We start from the raw sequence: 20108 nt of genomic DNA, 5'->3' as shown, positions 1-20108 counted from the left end.
AAAAAGAAGTGAGACACTCCCGGTCTGGCCACTACTCAGACCGGAAGCGTCTACACAGGTATGAGACATCAATTGTCTACACAGGTATGAGACATGAACTGTCTACAGAGGAATGAGACATGACAATGCCCGGTTAAGGTTCCCCCAATGGCATAGTTGTCGTTTGCTGGCTCAGTTGGAAGTACTGTCATAGTCTGTCTAGGATGCTGGGCAGTTGGCCCGGGTTTTTTCGTACCGTTCCAACTTGGACCCGATGTCAGGCAGGGCAGTGACTAGTAGCGAGACACAATCAGTGGACTTTCGGTTGTCCGTGGAGATGATCCTGTCCGGCGACCCGGATGGCCTATTCAATGCGGCCAATGACCTACAACAGATATCCACGTCTGAAGCGGCTGAAGTCCTGTACCGTCTGGCCATTGAGCGGGGAGTGAAGGAAGCGTATCTGAACTACGGGGCGTTGCTACGTGACGCCAACCGCCCCAAGGAAGCCCTGGTTCAGTTCGAGAAAGCCCATGCCGCAGGGGATCCGATGGCGGCATTCGCATTGGGGGAAATGAACTGGGAGATGGCAAGGCCTGCTGAAACCATTAAGTGGCTGCAGTTGGCCGGCAGCAGCCCGTTCGTGCCGCTCCGACTAGCCAGGTCGTACCGAGCACTAGGTGATGAAGTATCAGCCGTGAAGGTTCTTCGGGAGGGTAGCGAAACTAGCGCCGAGGCGGCAGTGGAATACATCCAGACCACAAACGAACTAGACATGAATGACGCGATCAGCCTGCTTGAAAAGCACCTCCAAAACGGAGAAGTCGATGTCTTGATCGTCTTGGCCGATCTCTATTCAAAAGTGGGCAATCCGGCGAAGGAGATTGAACTCCTACGACGCAGCGTGGCGGCCGGCGAGCCGAACGCACTGCATAACCTTGGCCTCGCTCTCTGGCAGGCCGGGAACACACGAGAGGGCAAGATGCTCCTGAAGAAGGCAGCACAGCAGGGCGACAAACTGTCGCCCAAGGTCTTGCATAATGTTCGTGGCGATCGACGGCACAAGCGGTTGAAGTAGTTCCGGTCCATCGGTTTGGTCAGCGTTCTTACATCCCAACGCCCCGAAGACCGTTCCCCATCCGGGCCTAACTCTGATGCATATCCGAGCCAATCGAAAGACTCTGGGCTTAGCATCGATGGTACAAACACCGTAGAGGCGTCACTTCGCCGACGACGACTACAGCTGGTCCCGATTTGCCCGTTCTTGTTCAGCAGCAACTCTCATCATCCTGAAATGCCTTCTGGCTTTTGGATTTCGACCTGATCCCGGCAAGTCGGCATCGTCTTCCTTGTCGCTGGCCCACTGGCGCATGGTTTCGACGCGCGACTCATTTGCAGATTTAAGGTCCCGTTCAAAACTTTCCAAAGTCTTCCACCACATCGTTGCCATGGCAACCAGCGTAGCAATCAGGTCTTCGGCAACAACCTCGCCAAGCTAACGAATGGGATGGATTCTGACATTCTGGGGAGTCAACGACAACCGCAGTAGATCCAATCGGGCGCTACCATGCGACCGTGTCGCCCTCAGCGTTCCCCTGTCGGGATGCTTGAATATGAACGCCCGTCTATGCTGCGGGTATGGCAGATGACGAACCCTGGGGCCGGTACGAGCGGGACAAACTACCCAAGGGGTGGGCGTACCCATTGGGCCGCGATGAACTAAGCGCAGCTTTGGTTTCCGCGGGAGTACGTCTTAGCAGCCTCGACTTCAGCCGGTCCGACCGGATAAAGTCAGCGCACCTATACGTCATGCAGGTGTACTGGCCGTCCGACGCACAGGCAAATTACTTCGGCCTCCGAGACCACGAGAGCAATCCTCTGACGATGTCCCTCCGTGCGGTTCCCTCCGAGTTGCGCCAAGAGATCGGCCGTCAACTCCGGGACGGCTGGCTGGATGAGGCCATCAAATGGGTCAAACAAGCGCCTAGCAAAGGCAACGCCTGGACGGCAACAGAGCATTGGTGGAACGTCATCCACAAGCCAGACGGCACACTGATGTTGGAAGCGCACTAGGGCGTGTCTCCTAATGCGGTAGCCCAGATGACGACGGCCTGTAGGGCGGCGGCCGATCGGTAGGTTTGGGCTAGTTTGTCGTAGCGGGTGGCCAGTCCGCGCCATTGCTTCATGGTGTTGAAGCTGCGCTCGACGACGTTGCGGCGTTTGTTCGCTTCCTTGTCGTAGGTGACGGGCCGTCCGCCGGCTGAGCCTTTGCGTTTGCGGTTGGCTTTCTGGTCTTCTTTCTCCGGGATCACGCATTGGATGCCGTGGGCACGCAGGTAGCTTCGGATTCCTTTGGAGGAGTAGGCCTTGTCGGCCATGGCTCGGTCCGGGCGGGTTCTGGCCCGCCCGGAACCAACCCGTTCGACCTTCAGAGCTTCCAGGAGGTTCTCAAACATGGGTGCGTCGCCGCCTTGGCCGGGACCGAGCAGCAGCACCAAGGGGCGATTGTTGCCATCGGCCAGGGCGTGGATCTTCGTGGTCAGCCCGCCGCGGGAACGGCCTATTGCATGGTCGTCAGGCTCGCTCAGCAGATTCTTGTGATTCGATAGTTCCCCCTGTGTGGCGCGGGAGGTTGGTGCCGTGCTGGTGGGCGCGGTTGACCGTTGAATCAACAGATACTTCCCAATTGATCAGCCCTGCCGTGTCGGCTCGGGCCAGCAAGGCAGCCAGGACCTGGTCCCACGTTCCGTCCAGACTGTAGCGGCGGTGACGTTTCCATACTGACTGCCAGGCACCAAAATGCGGCGGCAAGTCCCGCCACGGAATCCCGGCCCGATACCGATAGATGATGCCCTCGGTCGTCAGCCGGTGTCATTGAACGGCCGGCCTGCCTTGCCCGAGGAATCAGGCATCAACGGAGCGATGAACTCCCACTGGACATCGGAAAACACTGAATAACGAGAAGACACCCCAAAATTATGTCAAACCCCAAGAACGTCGATTAGGAGACACGCCCTAGACGCCCTTCCTGTCCCGCATAGCGTTCCCCTGAGGGACGAGCTGCCACTGAATTTCCTCGCTTACGTCCCGGCGGTGCGTATCGGTGTCCGACCGGCTTACGGGGCACCGAAGTGTTATGGCTATGCATATTGTTTATAACCCCTAAATTACTTTCATGATCGAACCAACAGCTGCCGCCAATTCACTTAAGGCCGTTGACCGGGCACAGCAACGCGCGCACGCCGACGCGCGCTGGTTCCCCTGGGCATGCGCCCTCCCGGGCCTGCTAGTATTCCCCGGCGGACTCGTTGTTCCTTGGGAATTGCCTGCGCGGCTCTACGTTTTTGGCTCTACTCTTGCCCTCATGGTCATCGTCACTTGGTTGATGGGAAGAATGCGAGCCATGCCACGTGGAGGCAAGAACACCCTCAACGTATCGGTCGGCTGCTGGATGGTACTCAACGCGGTCATCGGTGCCGTCGGTGGCAACATTGAAAGCCTCGGACTTGGCTTAGCATTCTCCACTGTGGCATCAGCACCATTCTTCATTGCCTCAGCAAAATTCCGCTCAGGCGCGAAGGCTACACAGTGACCCATGCAAGATTTGAGTTAGATACTCTCATCCACTCATCCGTGCGCTTTTCAATCATGGGCTACCTCAGGTCCGTTGATGAGTGTGAGTTCAACATCTTGCGTGATGCCGTGGCTCTCTCCGACTCCAGCCTTTCTCAGAACCTCACACGACTGGCAGAGGCGGGTTTCGTTACTATCGAAAAGCGCCAATCGGGCCGCAGAGTAAAGACCTGGATTGCCAGCACAGAAGACGGCGATCAAGCACTTGAAAGCAATTTGGTTATCCTCCGCGACATAGTGGGCGCAGCACACGAGAAACACTCAAGCACGTAGGCCGACCACAAGCACGGACGCAAGGTACCAACGGCAGAGAAGTTCCAAGGTGGGTCGCCGGTATTCTTCGCCCAGCTGGGGCACCGGCATTACCTTCAGCAACAAACCTCCTGAAATCGGATCACCATCGGCAAGGGCCACTTTGGATTGCTCAAGACCCGTCCAGCAAGCTCCGGTTTGGCTGACTCAGCCAATATTCGGTAACTGATACTCGGAGTACTGTGTATATTGTTTGACATGACAAACAAACGGATCGCCAGCAGTACTGGAGAGCGCGTCAGTATTCCTGTATCTGCGGAAACTGTGGTCGTGGGAACGTTGCGGCTGCCAACTGAGCCGACCATAGCTGCTGTAACTATTCATCCCGCCACGGCTGTAGGCGAATGGCTCTACACCGGCTTCGCCGAGTATCTCGTGGAGCATGGCTTTGCGGTCCTGACCTATGACTACCGGGGCACCGGCGCCTCTGGCAACCCGAAGGTCAACCGGTCCGTGAGTATGCGGGACTGGATGAATCAGGATGTTCCAGCAGTTGCCCGTTGGGTGACTGAGCGCATCCCCGACGTGCCCCATTTTGCCGTGGGACACAGTGTTGGAGGCCATGCCATGGCCCTAAACAACGGAACCTCAGGCTTGCAGGGATTCGTGGCTATCGCCTCCCATGCAGGCGTAACGCGGGCCATTCCAGATTGGAAGGAACGACTGAGAGTAGGACTAATCCTGCGTATTGTGGGACCCGCGTTTTCTAGAGTGATGGGAGTTGTACCAGGCCGTCGGTTGGGTATAGGGGAAGACATGCCAGGCGCGGCAATGCTCGAATGGAGCAAATGGTCGCGCATGCCTGGCTACTTCTTTGATGACCCGAGTATGCGCGCGGCCGAGAGCGCCGCTCAAGTAAATACAGACGTACTGGCCATCGGTTTCAGTGACGACCCTTGGGCCACGCCAGGACAGATTGACGCTATATACAGCCACCTAACCAGCGCAAATTTGGAACGTCGCACCTACACTCCCGAAGAAAGTAGAGTTACGGCCATTGGCCACATGGGATTCTTCCGCCGCGGGGGAAAAGTAGCTTTGTGGCCACCGGTCTTGGAATGGTTGGAAACGAGAACCGAGTCTCCGGCATGAACGAGATACGACAGGCATCCCCGTAACGCCGGCACCGCCATGTCCAGCTTGGGATGACCCGCCCTTCGGAACTGACAGTCACAGACCACCTACCCGCCGCTACCAACCAAGAAATGACCGTCCCGCAAGCCGTTCCCCTGCGAAACAGTGGATCGAGAGTCATTGCGTTTGGGGTTACGGCATTTACCGCTGCAAAAAATACGACATTTAGCGTTGAAAGCCACAGCGCTCATGTGACCTCCATAGTCGTAGAAGGGCGCCTACTTTGCCGATGCTAAAACTGGATCATGCGAAACGCGGCTTGGATCCACAAGCGTTGGGTCAGTGTGAGGCAGGATGATGCGGTGACCACCAATGACGAACAACTCTTCCTGTCCTATATCCAAAAGAATCCGATCAACGGCCAAATACTTCAGCTCGCGCCGCTTCTTGATGTCTCGGATTGGTGGCTAACGGCGGGGGCGTTGTTCCAAACAGTATGGAACGTCTTGGAGGGTAAGGACCCGCTAGCCGGCATCCGAGACTACGACCTGTTCTACTTCGACGTCGATACGTCCTACGAGGCAGAAAACGCGGTCATTCTCCGGGCGCGCGAGCTGTTCAAGGACCTGGGAGTCGAGGTCGAAGTTCGCAATGAAGCCCGTGTGCATCTCTGGTATGAGGAGCACTTTGGCGTTCCGGCCATCCCCTTCACCAGCACTACTGATGCGGTCGATCATTTCGCTGCGAAAACCTGTTGCTTCGCCGTCACTTCCGATAAAGCAGGAAACCTCGCCACCTACGCACCGCACGGTTACGAAGATCTGTTCGCCCGAAAGATAGTGCCAAACCCAGTGCTTGCTCCCCAAGACGTGTACGAGACCAAGACCAAAAGGTGGAGTACCCAATGGCCCTCGCTAACAGTCATGCCTTGGCCCGCAGGCAGATCCATCGATGAAGCACGGGCGGCTTCCATAGCAACGGGCGGATTGCCATCATGACCGAGCTGCTTCAGATGCGGTGGCTGACCGCCCCGGCAATGGTCGATCCCGTTGAGCGGCAGCAGCTTCTGGAGTGTTGGCGGGAAGTATCGAACGCGGGTGGTGCCGTGGGATTCCCATTCCCGCCGGTTTCTGATGACCAAGTCAAGGTGTCACTTGATGCCATGGTCCAATCTCTTGATGAACCGGCCAATCGGCTCCTGCTCGCAACAATCAACGGGGAGCTTGCTGGGTGGCTGTTCCTGGCCGGTAATTCCAACGAACTCACAGCGCACTGGGCACGAGTGCTGCGCGTCCAGACCGCCCTCGACTTTCGGAAACGCGGGGTCGGGCGTGCGCTCATGGCCGAGGTGTCACGAGCCGCTATCGAAGACTTCACACTTGAACAGCTGCACCTTGAACTGCGTTCCGGCATGGGCCTTGAAGACTTTTACAGATCATGCGGGTGGCAGGAAATCGGCAGATGGGCAGCAGCGCTCCGTCTGCCCGAAGGTGACCAAGACGAAGTCCTCATGGCCCTGCCCCTACGGCCGGCGCCAGAATAGGTAGTCAGCGCCCGGTTACCGTTGGTCTTGCGGGATCCCCTAAGGGAAGATTTGAGCGCTTTGTATGGGACACCCCAACGGGAGGTGCTGGGTTCTCGACTACCTGAGTGGACACAGCCAGGCTTCAGGTCGGGCCTGCCGATGCTTCCCGATAGGATTCACAAGTGATAACTACCCTGCGCCCGTGCCGGCTGTTCATCACAGGTGCTAGTGGGTCCGGCAGCACAACGCTCGGCAGAGCAGTGGCAGACAGTTGGGCGGTTCCTCACGCAGACGTCGATGATTATTTTTGGAAGCCCACGTCCCCTCCTTATAAAGAAAAACGCCCTGTGGCCGAACGACTGTTGTTGATGGACGAAGTATTCCTTCCCCGCGATGCTTGGGTACTCTCCGGCTCTGTGATGGGTTGGGATGAAGTTCTCAGAGACAGGTTTGACGCGGTCGTCTTCCTTACCGTGGAGCCTCGTGCGCGTATGGCTCGCCAAGAACGGCGGCAAACAGACAGGCTGGGCGAAACAATCAACCCCGGTGAAGTCAATGAATTAGCCCATCAGGATTTCTTAACATGGGCTCGCGGCTACGACGATCCAGCGTTTGCCGGTCGAAATCGCAGCAGACACGAAGACTGTCTTGCCACCCTCGCCTGCCCGGTCTTCAGGCTGGATAGCGCTGAAGACGTGCTGCAACTACTTCAGAAACTCACTGGATAGGGGGAAGGTCCCGTAGAGGGTTCGGCCTGCGGGCACGTCAGGTGTGGACGAACGCTTACGCGGGCCGGTTGGTCTGGCCATCCAGCCACAGTTCGGTGGACTCGTCTCGGTGACTTCCCCCCGAACCAACGTGTTTTTCGCTGATGGAGGGTCCGTTCTTGACGATGTGAACGATGGCCATCGCGTGTCCGCGCCCGAGTCCGTATTCTTCTTTGAGCCAGTCGACGATGGCCCCGGCTTTGATTGGTTCTTTGTCCAGTTCGAGGTCATGTGCCAGCGCGAGGAGTTCCCGTGGCGTGAGGCCAGTTTTGTCTTCGATCGTGTTGAGGTATGCCTGAAATGACATTGTTCTAGCTCCGATGCTGTGGTCGACTGTGGGCGCCCGGTCTACGCGACTGGTACTAGACGGCACTGTATTCGATCGGTACGGTACTGTCTAGTACCAAGGAGGTTCGCGATGCAACCCAACGATGAAGAAGGCCATGCGTCCCGGCGCGGCGAGGAAAAACGGCAGCAGATCCTAGATGCGGCCCTGACACTGTTCGTCGCAAACGGCTATGTCGGCACGAGCACCGACCAAATCGCTGCGGCCTCATCGGTGTCCAAACAGACGATCTACAAGTACTTCGCTGACAAAGAGGGGCTCTTCACCGCGCTCATCACTGACGTGAGCGACCGCATCCACAATCCATTCGACGAGCTCACCGACGCAATGCGTTCTGCCCCGGATGCCGAAACTGCGATCAAGCTCCTCGCCGAGCAATTCACCCGTTCGATCATGAACCCGCGAGTGCAGGAGATCCGACGCCTAGTCCTCGCCGAGGCAACCCGCTTCCCGGATCTGGGACGTTTGTATTGGCAACGAGGCTTCGAGAGGGTGCTCAAATCAGTGACGAACTGTCTCCGGCTCGTGGCCGAGCGCGAGCTGATGTCAATTTCACAGCCGTCGGTTGCCGCGCAGCACCTCACGGGAATGCTCCTCTGGATCCCGAGCAACCGGGTCATGTTCTGCGGCCCGGCTAGCGGATTCGACGCAGACGAGCTAACGCAGCTCATAGACCTCGGAGTCGAGGCCTTCATCTCCGCCTACCGTTCCGAGACAAAGGGCTAGCCCCATGCTAAATAAAGTGAAAGGATCCAACCTCGTGATCGGGGCCGGCCGCACGATCAAGTTCGAAGGCGAGGACTACGGTTCAGGCATCTCGTTTTTCCTTGTGGACAATGAACAGGGCCAGGGCCCCGATCTGCACCGTCACCCATACAGCGAGACCTGGGTCGTCCTCGAGGGTGAAGCCATCGTCACTGCCGACGGCAGAGAAACCCCCGCATCGGTCGGCGACATTCTGGTCGTCGAAGCCGAAACGGCGCATCAGTTTCGCGCGACGGGCGAGGGGCGGCTGCGAATGATGTGCATTCATGCATCGCCGCGTTTCCAGCAAGAGAATCTAGAAACGTGATGAGCAATGTTGATTAGCGCACCCTAGCTCTCCTCGAAAGGCCGTCCCGTAGACCGTTCCCTCAAACGGGACCCGCTCATTGGAATAGAGGCAATTTGAGGAGACGCTTCCCGAGTTATCCTTCTGCGATTCGCCGTGTCTCCTCGGCGATCTTGATGACTCGGTCGATCACGGTGCGCGTACTTACTCGGGTTCGCGCTTCCGGTCTCGTCAGGATGTCGATGTGTCGGCCAAGGACGAGGCCCTCGATCGGGCGCAACACCACGTGTTCCCGAAAGTATGGAATCAGCCCGGTGTAGCGAGGTAGCAGACCCACGCTACGGGTCTCGGCGATAATGGCTGCAACCATATTGAACTCATTCACTCGATGTGTAATCTGAATCGGGGTGCCCGCGCTTGCAAAAAGCGCCTGGACGATCAGTGGTTCGAGGGCGAATCCCTCATGCGCTGCCACCCAGGTTTCCTCCGCCAGATCGGCCAGGCTCACCGTCGCTTGTTTCGCCAGTGGATGTTCACGGTGGATCGCCAAGTCGATCGGCTCTTGCAGCACAGGCGTGACATGCACTCTGCGGGTGGGCCAGGGATCTGATATCAGTGGACGGTGAGCGATCACGACATCGTAGTCACTGACTAGATCGACGAACTCGTTGACCGATACGTCCTCGTCTCGGCAGCGCACCAACGGTCCATCGGGATCGTTGAGGCTGCTGGCGATAAGCGCCGGAAACCAGGCAAGGCCGGCGCTGTGAAAAGCAGTGACTGCAACTGGTTCTCGACGCGCCTGAAGATATTCGGTGACGGAATTCTTCGCGCGAGCGAGGGATTCCAGTACTTCGCCGCCAGCATCTGCCAACCGCTCGCCCGCTGGAGTGAGCACCAGCACTCGGCCTCGCTGCTCAGTGAGGGGGATTGGCACTCCACGCTGCAATGAGGAAAGTTGCTGGGACACCGCGGACGGAGAAAGATGCAATGCCTGTGCCACTGCGGTGACCGATCCACGGTCCCGGAGCTCGCGTAGAGTTCGAAGGTGATGAACTTCCATGAAGCACAGCTTACTGGATATTGAAGATACTGCCCGTTGTTCTGAATCAAATGCACTCTTTACAGTAAAAGAATGTCTTTCGCTCCCCTTTCTGCTCGTCGCCTGCTCCCCGATCTGCTGCTCCTGATCGTCGCCACAATTTGGGGAGGCAGCTATCTGGCGACGCAAGACCTGGCGGCCGCCTCGTCTGCCGCAGCGGTGATGTGTGCGCGGTTCGTCCCGGCGGCGGTGATCCTAGTGTGTGTGAATTTCGCTCGACCACGAGTTCGGCTCCGGGATTCAGCTTTTCCAGGGATCCTGCTTGGAACTCTCCGGGCGGCGACAATCGCGCTGGAAACTATCGGCGTCACGCTCACGAGCGCCACGAACGCAGGACTCATCATTGCCCTGTCCATTCTTTTCACCCCGATACTGGAGTCCGCGCTCACCAAAAGACGGATGTCCTCTTCCTTGATCGCAAGCATCCTGCTTGCCCTCCTCGGAATCACGCTGCTCGTAGGCGGGCACGGTTTCGCCGGATTCAACCTCGGCGACGGACTCATGCTCGTCGCGGCAGCAACACGGGCGCTACTCGGTGTTGCCGAGGCACGGTTTACCGTCGGTCGAAACGCCGATGTACTGGGATTGACCACGGTCGAGATCCTGTTTGGGGCGGTCATATTCGCGGTCTGGGGCGGAAACTCGCTGCTGGAGCATATCCCCGGCTTTACTGTCGCAAATTGGCTCGCCATTGCGTACCTGTGCCTCGGCTGCACCATCTTCGCGTTTCTGGGGCAGCTGTGGGCAACGAAGCACACCTCGGCTTCACGTGCAGGTATGCTCCTCGGCACAGAACCCGGGTGGGCTCTCCTCGTGGGAGTGCTCCTTGGCGGAGATCGGATTGGAACGCTCGGATACGTGGGTGCCGCGGTACTCCTCGTTGCAACATGGTGGGGTGCGCGTGCGGAACAGCGCTGGCGCGGGAGCGGCCTGGCCCTCCAGAACGTCACAGTACCCGTGGTGAGAGACACGGCCGACCGCTGAACCTTCGCTTGGAGCGGGCGCGGGATGGTCAGGGGCGTTCCGGCGCGTCACCTCGACTCACACATCACCTAGTACTTTCCGTCGCGGACGGAGGGACGAGGCGCACGGCAAATCGATATGCCAGGTTCCCGGGCCGCTAGGCATACTCTGCGGTCCACGTTTGGCATCGGGCCGAGCTTTGCCGCTCCAAGACATGCGCTCGGGCCGCCTCCATGCCAGCGGCTTTCTGCAGCCTTCTCCGAAAAGAATGCAGCAGCAACGGTGGGAAGCCCCTGTCGCAAACCTGCCTTGGCTACTCGGCACTGCAATTTTCGCTTGCTGTCACACCGTCCCGCAAGCTGTTCCCCTAACCGGACACCTAACGCCCTGAACACGAATCAAACGGACTCGCAGCACGTTGCGACTGAACTCAAGGTTTTGGTCCAACGTAGATAAGGCGGGACAGCAGGTCCGGTCGCCGCGCAGGCCGCGCAGGGAAGAGCCGTTGTTGCGGACCGGTTGACCATGTGCCCCATCGCATGGAATATTTATAGAACGAACGGTCGGTAAGTTGATGGGCTGTTCGCGTCGACGGCATCTGCCGCGCCGACAACGCGCGTTCGAAGGGTTCAGTCATGGCCGCAGGCACACCCCAGGCATTTTTGGTGGGCGGGGTTCGCACCCCCGTGGGACGCTATGGCGGCGCGCTGTCGTCAGTGAGGCCCGACGACCTTGCCGCACTGAGCGTAAAGGAGCTCATCAGCCGCACCGGGATCGACCCGGCCGACGTCGATGAAGTGATCCTCGGCAACGCGAACGGCGCCGGCGAGGAAAACCGCAACGTGGCCCGCATGGCGTGGCTGCTGGCCGGCTTCCCGGACACCGTCCCAGGAATCACTGTGAACCGCCTCTGCGCCTCCGGGATGAGCGCCATCACCCTCGCCAGCCACATGATCAAGGCCGGAGCGGCGGACATTGTGGTGGCCGGCGGCGTGGAATCCATGTCCCGGGCCCCTTGGGTCATGGCCAAACCGGAAAAAGCGTTTGCCAAGCCGGGCGACACCTTCGACACCTCGATTGGCTGGCGATTCACCAACCCCGCCTTCCTTTCCGGTGACCTGTCCCGCGACGGCAAAATGAGCTATTCCATGCCGGAAACCGCCGAAGAGGTGGCCCGCCGCTTCAACGTCAGCCGGGAAGACTGCGATGCCTTCGCCGTCCGCTCCCACGAACGTGCAATCGCCGCCATCACCGCCGGACGCTTCGAGCCGGAAATTGTTCCCGTCACCGTCAGGGGCCGCAAGGGCAACACCGTCGTGGACACCGACGAGGGCCCGCGGGCCGGCACCACCATGGACGTCCTGTCCGGCCTGCGGCCCGTGGTCAGGGGCGGCACGGTGGTCACGGCCGGCAACGCCTCAACGTTAAACGACGGCTCGTCCGCCATCATCGTCGCCTCCGAACGCGCCATTGAAAAGTACGGGCTGACCCCGCGCGCCCGCATCCTCGACGGCGGCGCGGCCGGCCTGGCCCCCGAGCTCATGGGCATGGGCCCGGTCGCCGCCAGCCGGAAAATCATGGAACGCCAAGGGCATGGCGTGGATCAACTGGGCGCCGTCGAACTCAACGAAGCGTTCGCCTCCCAGTCGTTGGCCTGCATCCGGGAGCTTGGCCTAGACCCGGGCACCGTCAACAACGACGGCGGCGCGATTGCGCTCGGCCACCCGCTGGGCTCCTCCGGCTCACGGATTGTCATCACGCTGCTGGGCCGGCTGGAACGCGAAGCCCCCGGCGGCGTGGGACTGGCCACCATGTGCGTCGGTGTCGGCCAGGGTGCCGCACTTCTGGTGGAGGGGCTGTGATGGACGACGCCGGCTCCCGCCTCGATTCCGCCACGTTCGCCACGCTGCTGGTCACCGAAAGGGAGGACCGCGTTTGTTTGCAGTTGAACCGCCCGGAGGTGCGCAACGCGATCGACGCCCGGATGGTGGAGGAACTGCACACCGTCTGCGCGTATCTGGAGGCGACACCCAAGGTGTTGATCCTCTCCGGCAGCCCAGGCGGCGAGGACGGGGCCAAGGGCATTTTTGCCTCCGGTGCCGACATTGCCGAGCTGATCGAACGGCGCCGCGAGGACGCCCTAAAGGGCATCAACTCGGGCCTGTTCGGGCGGATTGCCAAGCTGCCCATGCCCGTCATCGCCGCCCTGGACGGCTATGCGCTGGGCGGCGGGGCCGAGCTGGCTTACGCTGCCGACTTCCGGATCGGCACCCGTGCGCTGCGGATGGGCCAGCCGGAAACCAGCCTGGGCATCATGGCCGCGGCCGGTGCCACGTGGCGGTTGAAGGAGTTGGTGGGGGAGCCCATGGCCATGGAGATCCTGCTGGCTGGGCGCATCCTCACCGGTGAGGGCTGCCTGCATGTTGGGCTGATCACCGAGCTGGTGGAGTCCGAAGAACTCATGGCCGCCGCCCACGCACTCGCCGACAAAATCGCGGAGCAAGATCCGTTGGCCGTGCAAACCACCAAACGCGTCTTCCATGAGCCGCGCGGGGCCCACCCCGAGGTGGACAACCTGGCGCAGGCCGAACTGTTTGAATCGCCATCCAAATTTACCCGCATGCAGGCCTTTTTGGACAGGAGAAAACAATGACGGACACACCCGTTTTGCCCCACCGGGTGGGTGTACTGGGCGGCGGGCGCATGGGCGCCGGCATTGCCCACGCGTTCCTTGTGGCCGGCTGTGAGGTGCTGGTGGTGGAGCGGGACGACGACGCCGCCGCGGCTGCGCGCGAGCGGGTGGAATCCGCCGTCGCCAAGTCCGTGGACCGGGGGCTGGCCGGCACTGTGGAAGGCATCGCGGCCCGGCTGACCGTGTCCACCAGTTACGCCGACTTTGCTCCGTGCGAATTGGTGGTGGAGGCGGTGCCGGAGATCTGGGAGCTGAAGGTGGCGTCCCTGCAGGGCGTGGAGGCGCACCTGGCGGATGACGCCGTGCTGGCCTCCAACACCTCCTCGCTGTCCATGACGGGTCTGGCCGCGGAACTGGCCCGGCCACACAACTTCATCGGCCTGCACTTTTTCAATCCGGTTCCGGCGTCCTCCCTGATCGAGGTGGTCATCGCTCAGCAAACACACCCGGAACTGGTGGCCACGGCACGGGGCTGGGTGGAGGCCCTGGGCAAGACAGCTGTCGTGGTCAATGACGCCCCGGGCTTTGCCTCCTCCCGGCTGGGCGTGGCGATAGCGCTGGAAGCCATGCGCATGGTTGAGGAGGGTGTGGCGAGTGCACAGGACATCGACAACGCCATGGTCCTGGGCTACAAACACCCCACCGGACCGCTGCGTACCACCGACATTGTGGGCCTGGACGTGCGCCTGGGCATTGCCGAATATCTGGCCGAAACGCTCGGCGAGCGTTTTGCCCCGCCGCAAATTTTGCGCGACAAGGTGGCCCGCGGCGAATTGGGCCGCAAGAGTGGCCACGGTTTTTTCCACTGGGTCTAAGGCCCATCCCAAGATCACCCCGAAAGGACGGGTCAACGATGACCACCCAAACGTCGATTGAAACAGTTCCGAGCTACATCCAGGATGCGTGGTGGACCCCGGCCGACGGCGTCGCCGGCACCGATGCGCGTGACGCCAGCACCGGTGAGGTGCTGGCCCGGGTGTCCACCGAGGGGCTGGACCTGGGCGCCGCCGTCGAGCACGGGCGCACAGTGGGCCAGGCGGAGCTGGGCAAACTGACCATCCATGAACGCGCCCTGAAACTGCGCGAACTGGCCGCCTTCCTGAACGACCGCCGCCAGGATCTTTACGCGGTTTCGGCACGAACAGGCGCCACGAAGATCGATTCCATGGTGGACATCGACGGCGGCATTGGCGTGTTGTTCACCTTCTCCTCCAAGGGCCGGCGCGAACTACCCAATTCCAATGTGATCATCGACGGACCGGTGGAGGTCCTCTCCAAGGACGGCTCGTTCATTGCCGAGCACATTTACACCCGGATTCCCGGTGTTGCCGCCCAGATCAACGCCTTCAACTTCCCCGTCTGGGGCATGCTGGAGAAGTTCGCCCCGGCGTTCCTGGCCGGCGTGCCCACCATCGTCAAGCCAGCCACGCCCAGCGGGTATCTGGCAGAGGCTGCCGTGCGTGCGATCGTCGAATCGGGGATCCTGCCGACAGGTTCGCTGCAATTGATTTCCGGCTCCGCCCGCACCCTGCTGGACGCCCTGGACTACCGCGACATGGTCTCCTTCACTGGCTCCGCCGCCACCGCCAACACGCTCAAGAACCACCCGAACGTGGCGTTTGGCGGCGTCCGCTTCACGGCGGAAACCGACTCCTTGAACGCTGCCATTCTGGGCCCGGACGCCATCCCCGGCACACCCGAATTTGAGGCGTTCATCAAATCAGTGGTCACCGAGATGACTGTCAAGGCCGGCCAAAAGTGCACCTCCATCCGCCGCACCATCGTCCCCAACGAGCTCAAACAGGCCGTCATTGACGCCATCGGTGCACGCATCAGCGAACGGGTGGTGGTGGGCGACCCGCGCGCCGAGGGCGTCACGATGGGGGCGCTCGCCTCTCTTGAACAGCTGGCGGACGTGCGCGCCGCCGTGGAGACCATGCTCGCCGCCGGTGGCGAACTGGCCTACGGCACGTTGGACGCACCGGTGGTGACCCTCGCAGACGGCACAGTTGCCGCCGTCGTCGAGGGCGCCTTCATGACACCGGTGCTGCTGAGCTGGGCCGACGCCGAAGCCCCGGCGGTGCACGCTCTCGAGGCGTTTGGCCCCGTGTCCAGCGTCATCGGCTATGACACGCACGACGGCGACGTCAGCGAGGCGGTCAGGCTCGCCGCGCTGGGGGCGGGCTCCCTCGTGGCGACCGTGTGCACGAACGATCCGGCCACGGCCCGGCAGCTGGTCACCGGGATCGCCGCCCACCACGGACGCGTGTTGGTGCTCAACCGTGAGGACGCCCGCACATCCACCGGCCACGGTTCACCCGTGCCACACCTGGTGCACGGCGGGCCGGGGCGGGCCGGTGGCGGGGAGGAGCTGGGCGGCATCCGCTCGGTCAAACACCACATGCAGCGCACCGCCATTCAGGGCTCGCCCAACATGCTCACCGCCATCACGGGCGTCTGGCATGCCGGTGCTGACCGGGTGTCGGCCGGCTCGGCGGAGTTTGGGGCGGTGCCCGGAGCGGTCCACCCGTTCCGGAAGTCCCTGGCGGAGCTGCGCATCGGGGATGCGTTCACGTCGGGGCTGCGCAAAGTGACGCTGGAGGACATTGCGGCGTTTGCAAACTCCACCGGTGACACCTTCTACGCCCACACTGATGCCGAGGCCGCGGAAAAGAACCCGTTCTTCCCGGGCATCGTGGCGCACGGCTACCTGCTGGTGTCCTGGGCGGCAGGACTGTTCGTGGAACCGGCGCCCGGACCCGTGCTGGCCAACTACGGGCTGGAATCGCTGCGGTTCATCACGCCCGTGGCTGCCGGGGACTCGATCCGCGTGACACTGACAGCCAAGAAGATCACCCCGCGGGTCACCGACGAATACGGCGAGGTGTGCTGGGATGCGATCTTGCACAACCAGGATGGCGAGATCGTGGCGACGTACGACGTGCTGACGCTCGTGGAAAAAGCGGACACACTCTACGCGTAGGGCCGCCGCCGAGTCAGACGGGGTGCCGCAACGGGGATGATAATGAACGTCTTCCTCGGCGGTGCTCCGTCGGACTCGAGGACGTGGCTGGCTATTTGCGCAGGCCTTCGAAGGCCATGGAGATGACGTCGTCGGCAAGTTTCTTCGCCGTGAGGGCGCCCCCGGGCCTGTACCATTCCACAATTGAGTTGATGGTGCCGAACAGGAGTCTCGTCACGGTGCCCGGGTCGATGTCGCTGCGCATTGAACCGTCCTGCTGGGCCGCGGACACCAGGGCGGTGATGGTGCGGTCAAAGGTGCGGCGCCGGGACAGTGCCTCACGTTCCATCGCGGTGTTGCCGCGCAGGCGCAGCAGCAGCGTCACGAACGGCAGGCGCTGAACCAAAACGGCCACGGTGCCCCGGAGAACAAACTCCAGGCGGGCCTCGGCCGTGCCGGACACCGCGCCGTCCAGGGTGAGGACTTCCTCCAAGCCGCCCAGGGCCTCCTCCAGGGCAAGGCGCAGCAGCTCTTCCTTGGAAGGGACGTGGTGGTAGATGGCCGATTTGGAGATGCCCAAATTCTCCGCCAGGACACCCATCGATGTGGCCTCATAGCCATGTTTGTTGAAGACGTCCACGGCAATGCGCAGCACGGATTGTTGATCGTAGCCAGGGCGCCCGCGTTTGGTGGCGGAGGGCTGGGCAGCTGCAGCGGCGGGGAGTGTGGAAGGCATGGTTTCTAGTTTCTCACGCCGTCAGCCCGTGGGACGGTTGTCGTAGATGCGGCGCAGCTTACCGTTGGACCGCTCCAGCGAGCCGGGTTCAACGACGTCGATGGTGCACGAGGAACCCACATGGATCTTGATCTGGGACTTCAGCGTCAGGGCGGCGGCGGCACGCTCTGCCGCGGTAGTGTTTTCGCGTGGCTCTATGTGGATCGTCATGTGGTCCATGCGGCCCGTGCGGGTCAGTTCCATCTGAAAGTGCGGACTCAGGGCAGGGACGCGCAGGGCGAGCTCCTCAATCTGGGACGGAAACATATTCACCCCTCGCAGGATGATCATGTCATCGCTGCGGCCGGTGATCCGGGCCATCCGCCGCATGGCCGGGCGGGCCGTGCCAGGCAGCAGGCGCGAAAGGTCCTTGGTGCGGTAGCGGATGATCGGCAGCGCTTCCTTGGTTAGTGAGGTGAATACCAGCTCGCCTTCCTCGCCGTCGGGCAGCACCGTTGAGTGGTCGAAAGGGTCGATAATCTCCGGACGGAAATGGTCCTCCCAGATGTGGTTGCCGTCTTTTGTTTCCACAGCTTCACCGGCCACCCCCGGGCCCATGACCTCGGAGAGTCCGTAAATATCGCAGGCCTGCAAGTCCAGGCCCTGCTCCAGTTCGCGGCGCATCTCTTCGGTCCACGGCTCGGCGCCGCAGACGGCAAACTTCAAGGATGTGCTGCGCGGGTCGATGCCCTGGTGCAGCATGGCATCCATGATGGTCAGCAGGTACGTGGGGGTGCACATGATCGCGTCCGGCTCAAAGTCGGTAATCAGCTGGATCTGCTTTTCCGTCTGCCCGCCGGACATGGGGATGACTGTGGTGCCCAGCGCCTCGGCGCCGTAGTGGGCGCCCAAGCCGCCGGTGAACAGGCCGTAACCGTAGGCGTTGTGGACTTTCATGCCGGGACGGATTCCGGAGGCGCGCATGCAACGGGCCACCAGGGATGCCCACACCTTGATGTCGCTGGCTGTGTAGCCCACCACAGTGGGCCGGCCTGTGGTGCCGGAGCTGGCGTGGATGCGCACCACCTCGCTTTGCGGCACAGCGAACATGCCGAAGGGGTACTCCTGGCGCAGGTCTTCCTTGGTGGTGTACGGAAATTTGGCTAGATCGTCCAGTTCCTTCAGATCGGAGGGGTGGATGCCGACTTCATCAAACTTGCGTTTGTACAGGGGCACTCGGGCGTAGGCGTAGGCAAGCGATTGCTGCAGGCGTGACAGCTGCAGGGCTTCCAACTCGTCGCGGCTCATGAGTTCGGCCGCGTCCAGCTGTGAAGGATTGTTCGGGGTGGTGTCAGTCATCGTTGACGGACCCTTCTGGCTGGGTGTGTCCGTTGGGTATGGTCCGGCTGCGGCCGCGGAATTCAGCGATCACGGTGGTCCCGCCGTCGTCCCCGCTGAGGACTTGGACGTCGTAGAGCCCGTTGCGGCCCTGCAGCTGGCGCCGGTTGGCGACGGCGGTGATGCGTTGGCCTGCCCGGCTGGGAGCCAGGAAGTTCACGTCGACGCCGGAGGCGACCGTCACGGTGCTTCCGTCGCCGGTCGCGGAGTTGCAGGCCAGGGCGAACGCGGAGTCGGCGAAGGCGAAGATCATGCCGCCGTGAGTGATGCCGAACCCGTTCATCATTTCCGGACGCAGGGTCATGGCGATGGTGGCATGGCCGTCGGCGACCTGCAGCACCTCGATTCCCAGCCACTCGGACGCGTAGTCATTGGTGAGTAGTGGATGGTCGATGCTCGGCCCGTTTGAGCCCATGTGATGCTCCTCACTTTTCTTACCGAATGTTCATTAGGTAATACCCTTTCGTGGTGTTCTGTCAATTCGAGGCCGCGACGGGCGCCTTGATTGACGAGATGACCGTCACGTTATATTCTGAACGAACGGTCGGTAATTAAATCCGGCGTAAGTCGGCACACATCAAGGAGAAGTCATGGCGCAGAACATGCAGTCCGGGGGGACTCCCACGCAGGGCCAATCCGTTCAGGACGCTGCCGGGCAGGAAAACTTTGACCGGATCATCGCCAAGGACTCCCGAATTGAACCGCGCGACTGGATGCCGGACGCCTACCGCCGCTCACTGGTGCGCCAAATCTCCCAGCACGCGCATTCCGAAATCATCGGCATGCAGCCCGAGGCCAATTGGATCACCCGCGCGCCGAGCCTTAAACGCAAATCCATTCTTATGGCAAAGGTTCAAGACGAGGCCGGCCACGGCTTGTACCTGTACTCGGCCGCCGAGACGCTGGGCACCTCGCGGGACGACATGATGGACGCCCTGGTGGCCGGCAAAGCCCGCTACTCCTCCATCTTCAACTACCCGGCCGTGACGTGGGCGGATATGGGTGCCATCGGCTGGATGGTGGACGGCGCCGCCATCTGCAACCAGGTGCCGCTGTGCCGGGCATCCTACGGACCCTATGGCCGGGCCATGGTCCGGGTCTGCAAGGAAGAGTCCTTCCACCAACGGCAAGGTTTTGAGATCCTGCTGGAACTGGCCAACGGCACCCCCGAGCAGCGCACCATGGCCCAAGGCGCGGTGAACCGCTGGTACGCGCCGTCGCTGATGATGTTTGGCCCGCCTGATGACGATTCCCCCAACTCCAAGCAATCCATGGCCTGGAACATCAAGCGTTTCAGCAATGATGAACTCCGCTCACGCTTTGTCGGCATGCTGGTGGAGCAGGTCAAGGTGCTTGGCCTGACCCTGCCGGATGAGCACATCAGCTTCAACGAGGACACCAAAAAATGGGGGCACGGCCCGCTGGATTGGGAAGAGTTCAAGGAAGTCCTGGCCGGCCGCGGCCCCTGCAACGCCCAACGTCTGGAGCGCCGCCGCACCGCGCACGACGACGGCGCCTGGGTGCGTGAGGCCGCCGCGGCCTACGCCGCCAAGCAAGCCGCCAAGAACGCACAGAAAGTTGCAGCCTAA

22 protein-coding genes and 1 pseudogene are annotated in these 20108 nt (G+C 61.3%); 16 read left to right on the top strand and 7 right to left on the bottom strand.

The features are described from left to right. The first annotated feature begins 310 nt into the window (after positions 1 to 310). Positions 311 to 1057, top strand: coding sequence for a tetratricopeptide repeat protein (locus tag ACX80E_RS10660; protein ID WP_459301903.1), 747 nt, complete (start codon positions 311 to 313; stop codon positions 1055 to 1057). A 159-nt stretch (positions 1058 to 1216) separates the two neighbouring features. Here the strand turns inward: ACX80E_RS10660 and ACX80E_RS10655 are convergent, their stop codons facing one another. After that, positions 1217 to 1429 carry a hypothetical protein gene (locus ACX80E_RS10655; protein ID WP_459301902.1) on the bottom strand — a complete coding sequence of 71 codons (213 nt, stop codon included), beginning with the start codon at positions 1427 to 1429 and terminating at the stop codon, positions 1217 to 1219. A gap of 188 nt (positions 1430 to 1617) precedes the next feature. Between ACX80E_RS10655 and ACX80E_RS10650 the strand changes: the two genes are divergently transcribed. After that, positions 1618 to 2052 (top strand): hypothetical protein, encoded by a 435-nt coding sequence (locus tag ACX80E_RS10650; protein WP_459301901.1) that lies wholly within the window; start codon positions 1618 to 1620, stop codon positions 2050 to 2052. Here the strand turns inward: ACX80E_RS10650 and ACX80E_RS10645 are convergent. Then, positions 2049 to 2891 (bottom strand): annotated as a pseudogene (locus ACX80E_RS10645) (IS5 family transposase). The gene ACX80E_RS10650 and the pseudogene ACX80E_RS10645 sit on opposite strands and share 4 nt — an antisense overlap. A 263-nt stretch (positions 2892 to 3154) precedes the next feature. Between ACX80E_RS10645 and ACX80E_RS10640 the strand changes: the two are divergent. The 6 genes from ACX80E_RS10640 to ACX80E_RS10615 all read left to right on the top strand — a co-directional run bounded on the left by ACX80E_RS10640 (position 3155) and on the right by ACX80E_RS10615 (position 7251). Continuing rightward, positions 3155 to 3571 carry a hypothetical protein gene (locus tag ACX80E_RS10640; RefSeq protein ID WP_459301900.1) on the top strand — a complete coding sequence of 139 codons (417 nt, stop codon included), beginning with the start codon at positions 3155 to 3157 and terminating at the stop codon, positions 3569 to 3571. Beyond that, positions 3568 to 3885: a transcriptional regulator gene (locus ACX80E_RS10635; protein WP_459301899.1), complete on the top strand. Its 318-nt coding sequence runs from the start codon at positions 3568 to 3570 to the stop codon at positions 3883 to 3885. Before ACX80E_RS10640 ends, ACX80E_RS10635 begins: the two co-directional genes overlap by 4 nt. 237 nt (positions 3886 to 4122) lie before the next feature. Further along, positions 4123 to 5016, top strand: a complete 894-nt coding sequence (locus ACX80E_RS10630; RefSeq protein WP_459301898.1) for an alpha/beta hydrolase family protein — start codon at positions 4123 to 4125, stop codon at positions 5014 to 5016. A 344-nt stretch (positions 5017 to 5360) separates the two neighbouring features. Continuing rightward, complete coding sequence (locus ACX80E_RS10625; RefSeq protein ID WP_459301897.1) at positions 5361 to 5996, top strand: nucleotidyltransferase family protein; 636 nt, start codon at positions 5361 to 5363, stop codon at positions 5994 to 5996. Beyond that, positions 5993 to 6541 (top strand): GNAT family N-acetyltransferase, encoded by a 549-nt coding sequence (locus tag ACX80E_RS10620; RefSeq protein WP_459301896.1) that lies wholly within the window; start codon positions 5993 to 5995, stop codon positions 6539 to 6541. The genes ACX80E_RS10625 and ACX80E_RS10620 overlap by 4 nt, the downstream gene beginning before the upstream one ends. 164 nt (positions 6542 to 6705) lie before the next feature. Next, complete coding sequence (locus tag ACX80E_RS10615; protein WP_459301895.1) at positions 6706 to 7251, top strand: P-loop NTPase family protein; 546 nt, start codon at positions 6706 to 6708, stop codon at positions 7249 to 7251. Between the two features lie 55 nt (positions 7252 to 7306). Here ACX80E_RS10615 and ACX80E_RS10610 read toward each other — a convergent pair whose 3' ends face one another. Beyond that, positions 7307 to 7597, bottom strand: a complete 291-nt coding sequence (locus ACX80E_RS10610) for a DUF4287 domain-containing protein (protein ID WP_459301894.1) — start codon at positions 7595 to 7597, stop codon at positions 7307 to 7309. Between the two features lie 111 nt (positions 7598 to 7708). Between ACX80E_RS10610 and ACX80E_RS10605 the strand changes: the two genes are divergently transcribed. Both ACX80E_RS10605 and ACX80E_RS10600 read left to right on the top strand, forming a co-directional pair. After that, positions 7709 to 8362 (top strand): TetR/AcrR family transcriptional regulator, encoded by a 654-nt coding sequence (locus tag ACX80E_RS10605; protein ID WP_459301893.1) that lies wholly within the window; start codon positions 7709 to 7711, stop codon positions 8360 to 8362. 16 nt (positions 8363 to 8378) lie between these two features. Further along, positions 8379 to 8708, top strand: coding sequence for a cupin domain-containing protein (locus ACX80E_RS10600; RefSeq protein ID WP_459301892.1), 330 nt, complete (start codon positions 8379 to 8381; stop codon positions 8706 to 8708). Between the two features lie 115 nt (positions 8709 to 8823). On the opposite strand, the gene ACX80E_RS10595 is transcribed toward ACX80E_RS10600, so the two are convergent. After that, positions 8824 to 9750 (bottom strand): LysR family transcriptional regulator, encoded by a 927-nt coding sequence (locus ACX80E_RS10595; RefSeq protein WP_459301891.1) that lies wholly within the window; start codon positions 9748 to 9750, stop codon positions 8824 to 8826. Positions 9751 to 9822: 72 nt separating this feature from the next. Between ACX80E_RS10595 and ACX80E_RS10590 the strand changes: the two genes are divergently transcribed. The 5 genes from ACX80E_RS10590 to paaZ all read left to right on the top strand — a co-directional run bounded on the left by ACX80E_RS10590 (position 9823) and on the right by paaZ (position 16427). Continuing rightward, complete coding sequence (locus ACX80E_RS10590) at positions 9823 to 10773, top strand: DMT family transporter (protein WP_459301889.1); 951 nt, start codon at positions 9823 to 9825, stop codon at positions 10771 to 10773. Between the two features lie 614 nt (positions 10774 to 11387). Next, positions 11388 to 12614, top strand: a complete 1227-nt coding sequence (locus ACX80E_RS10585) for a thiolase family protein (RefSeq protein WP_459301888.1) — start codon at positions 11388 to 11390, stop codon at positions 12612 to 12614. Next, positions 12614 to 13405: an enoyl-CoA hydratase/isomerase family protein gene (locus ACX80E_RS10580; protein WP_459301906.1), complete on the top strand. Its 792-nt coding sequence runs from the start codon at positions 12614 to 12616 to the stop codon at positions 13403 to 13405. Before ACX80E_RS10585 ends, ACX80E_RS10580 begins: the two co-directional genes overlap by 1 nt. Further along, on the top strand, positions 13402 to 14259 hold the full coding sequence (locus tag ACX80E_RS10575) for a 3-hydroxyacyl-CoA dehydrogenase family protein (protein ID WP_459301887.1): 858 nt from the start codon (positions 13402 to 13404) through the stop codon (positions 14257 to 14259). The genes ACX80E_RS10580 and ACX80E_RS10575 overlap by 4 nt, the downstream gene beginning before the upstream one ends. 38 nt (positions 14260 to 14297) lie before the next feature. Then, positions 14298 to 16427 carry a phenylacetic acid degradation bifunctional protein PaaZ gene (gene paaZ, locus ACX80E_RS10570; protein ID WP_459301886.1) on the top strand — a complete coding sequence of 710 codons (2130 nt, stop codon included), beginning with the start codon at positions 14298 to 14300 and terminating at the stop codon, positions 16425 to 16427. Between the two features lie 91 nt (positions 16428 to 16518). Here the strand turns inward: paaZ and ACX80E_RS10565 are convergent, their stop codons facing one another. Genes ACX80E_RS10565 through paaI form a run of 3 tightly spaced genes read right to left on the bottom strand, consistent with a single transcriptional unit; the run spans position 16519 to position 18934 of the window. Next, complete coding sequence (locus tag ACX80E_RS10565; RefSeq protein WP_459301885.1) at positions 16519 to 17142, bottom strand: TetR/AcrR family transcriptional regulator; 624 nt, start codon at positions 17140 to 17142, stop codon at positions 16519 to 16521. Between the two features lie 21 nt (positions 17143 to 17163). Beyond that, the gene (paaK, locus tag ACX80E_RS10560; RefSeq protein ID WP_459301884.1) at positions 17164 to 18480 is read right to left on the bottom strand and encodes a phenylacetate--CoA ligase PaaK; all 1317 of its coding nucleotides are present in this window, start codon (positions 18478 to 18480) and stop codon (positions 17164 to 17166) included. Then, entirely contained in the window at positions 18473 to 18934 is a 462-nt protein-coding gene (gene paaI, locus ACX80E_RS10555; RefSeq protein WP_459301883.1) for a hydroxyphenylacetyl-CoA thioesterase PaaI, read from the bottom strand. The genes paaK and paaI overlap by 8 nt, the downstream gene beginning before the upstream one ends. A 175-nt stretch (positions 18935 to 19109) precedes the next feature. Here paaI and paaA point away from each other — a divergent pair, with 175 nt between their 5' ends. Continuing rightward, the gene (gene paaA, locus ACX80E_RS10550) at positions 19110 to 20108 is read left to right on the top strand and encodes a 1,2-phenylacetyl-CoA epoxidase subunit PaaA (RefSeq protein WP_459301882.1); all 999 of its coding nucleotides are present in this window, start codon (positions 19110 to 19112) and stop codon (positions 20106 to 20108) included.

It is taken from the genome of Arthrobacter sp. TMN-49, from assembly GCF_054511095.1.
The sequence above is the reverse complement of the archived record's forward strand: the minus strand, read 5'-3'. Positions and strand labels throughout refer to the sequence as shown.

Bases quoted from the DNA above. Each gene is read 5' to 3' on its own strand.
- ACX80E_RS10605 (WP_459301893.1), top strand. From the start codon at position 7,709: ATGCAACCCAACGATGAAGAAGGCCATGCGTCCCGGCGCGGCGAGGAA.
- ACX80E_RS10595 (WP_459301891.1), bottom strand. From the start codon at position 9,750: ATGGAAGTTCATCACCTTCGAACTCTACGCGAGCTCCGGGACCGTGGA.
- ACX80E_RS10650 (WP_459301901.1), top strand. From the start codon at position 1,618: ATGGCAGATGACGAACCCTGGGGCCGGTACGAGCGGGACAAACTACCC.
- paaI (WP_459301883.1), bottom strand. From the start codon at position 18,934: ATGGGCTCAAACGGGCCGAGCATCGACCATCCACTACTCACCAATGAC.
- paaK (WP_459301884.1), bottom strand. From the start codon at position 18,480: ATGACTGACACCACCCCGAACAATCCTTCACAGCTGGACGCGGCCGAA.
- ACX80E_RS10565 (WP_459301885.1), bottom strand. From the start codon at position 17,142: ATGCCTTCCACACTCCCCGCCGCTGCAGCTGCCCAGCCCTCCGCCACC.
- ACX80E_RS10585 (WP_459301888.1), top strand. From the start codon at position 11,388: ATGGCCGCAGGCACACCCCAGGCATTTTTGGTGGGCGGGGTTCGCACC.
- ACX80E_RS10655 (WP_459301902.1), bottom strand. From the start codon at position 1,429: ATGGCAACGATGTGGTGGAAGACTTTGGAAAGTTTTGAACGGGACCTT.
- ACX80E_RS10590 (WP_459301889.1), top strand. From the start codon at position 9,823: ATGTCTTTCGCTCCCCTTTCTGCTCGTCGCCTGCTCCCCGATCTGCTG.
- ACX80E_RS10610 (WP_459301894.1), bottom strand. From the start codon at position 7,597: ATGTCATTTCAGGCATACCTCAACACGATCGAAGACAAAACTGGCCTC.
- paaA (WP_459301882.1), top strand. From the start codon at position 19,110: ATGGCGCAGAACATGCAGTCCGGGGGGACTCCCACGCAGGGCCAATCC.
- paaZ (WP_459301886.1), top strand. From the start codon at position 14,298: ATGACCACCCAAACGTCGATTGAAACAGTTCCGAGCTACATCCAGGAT.
- ACX80E_RS10620 (WP_459301896.1), top strand. From the start codon at position 5,993: ATGACCGAGCTGCTTCAGATGCGGTGGCTGACCGCCCCGGCAATGGTC.
- ACX80E_RS10580 (WP_459301906.1), top strand. From the start codon at position 12,614: ATGGACGACGCCGGCTCCCGCCTCGATTCCGCCACGTTCGCCACGCTG.
- ACX80E_RS10640 (WP_459301900.1), top strand. From the start codon at position 3,155: ATGATCGAACCAACAGCTGCCGCCAATTCACTTAAGGCCGTTGACCGG.
- ACX80E_RS10630 (WP_459301898.1), top strand. From the start codon at position 4,123: ATGACAAACAAACGGATCGCCAGCAGTACTGGAGAGCGCGTCAGTATT.
- ACX80E_RS10575 (WP_459301887.1), top strand. From the start codon at position 13,402: ATGACGGACACACCCGTTTTGCCCCACCGGGTGGGTGTACTGGGCGGC.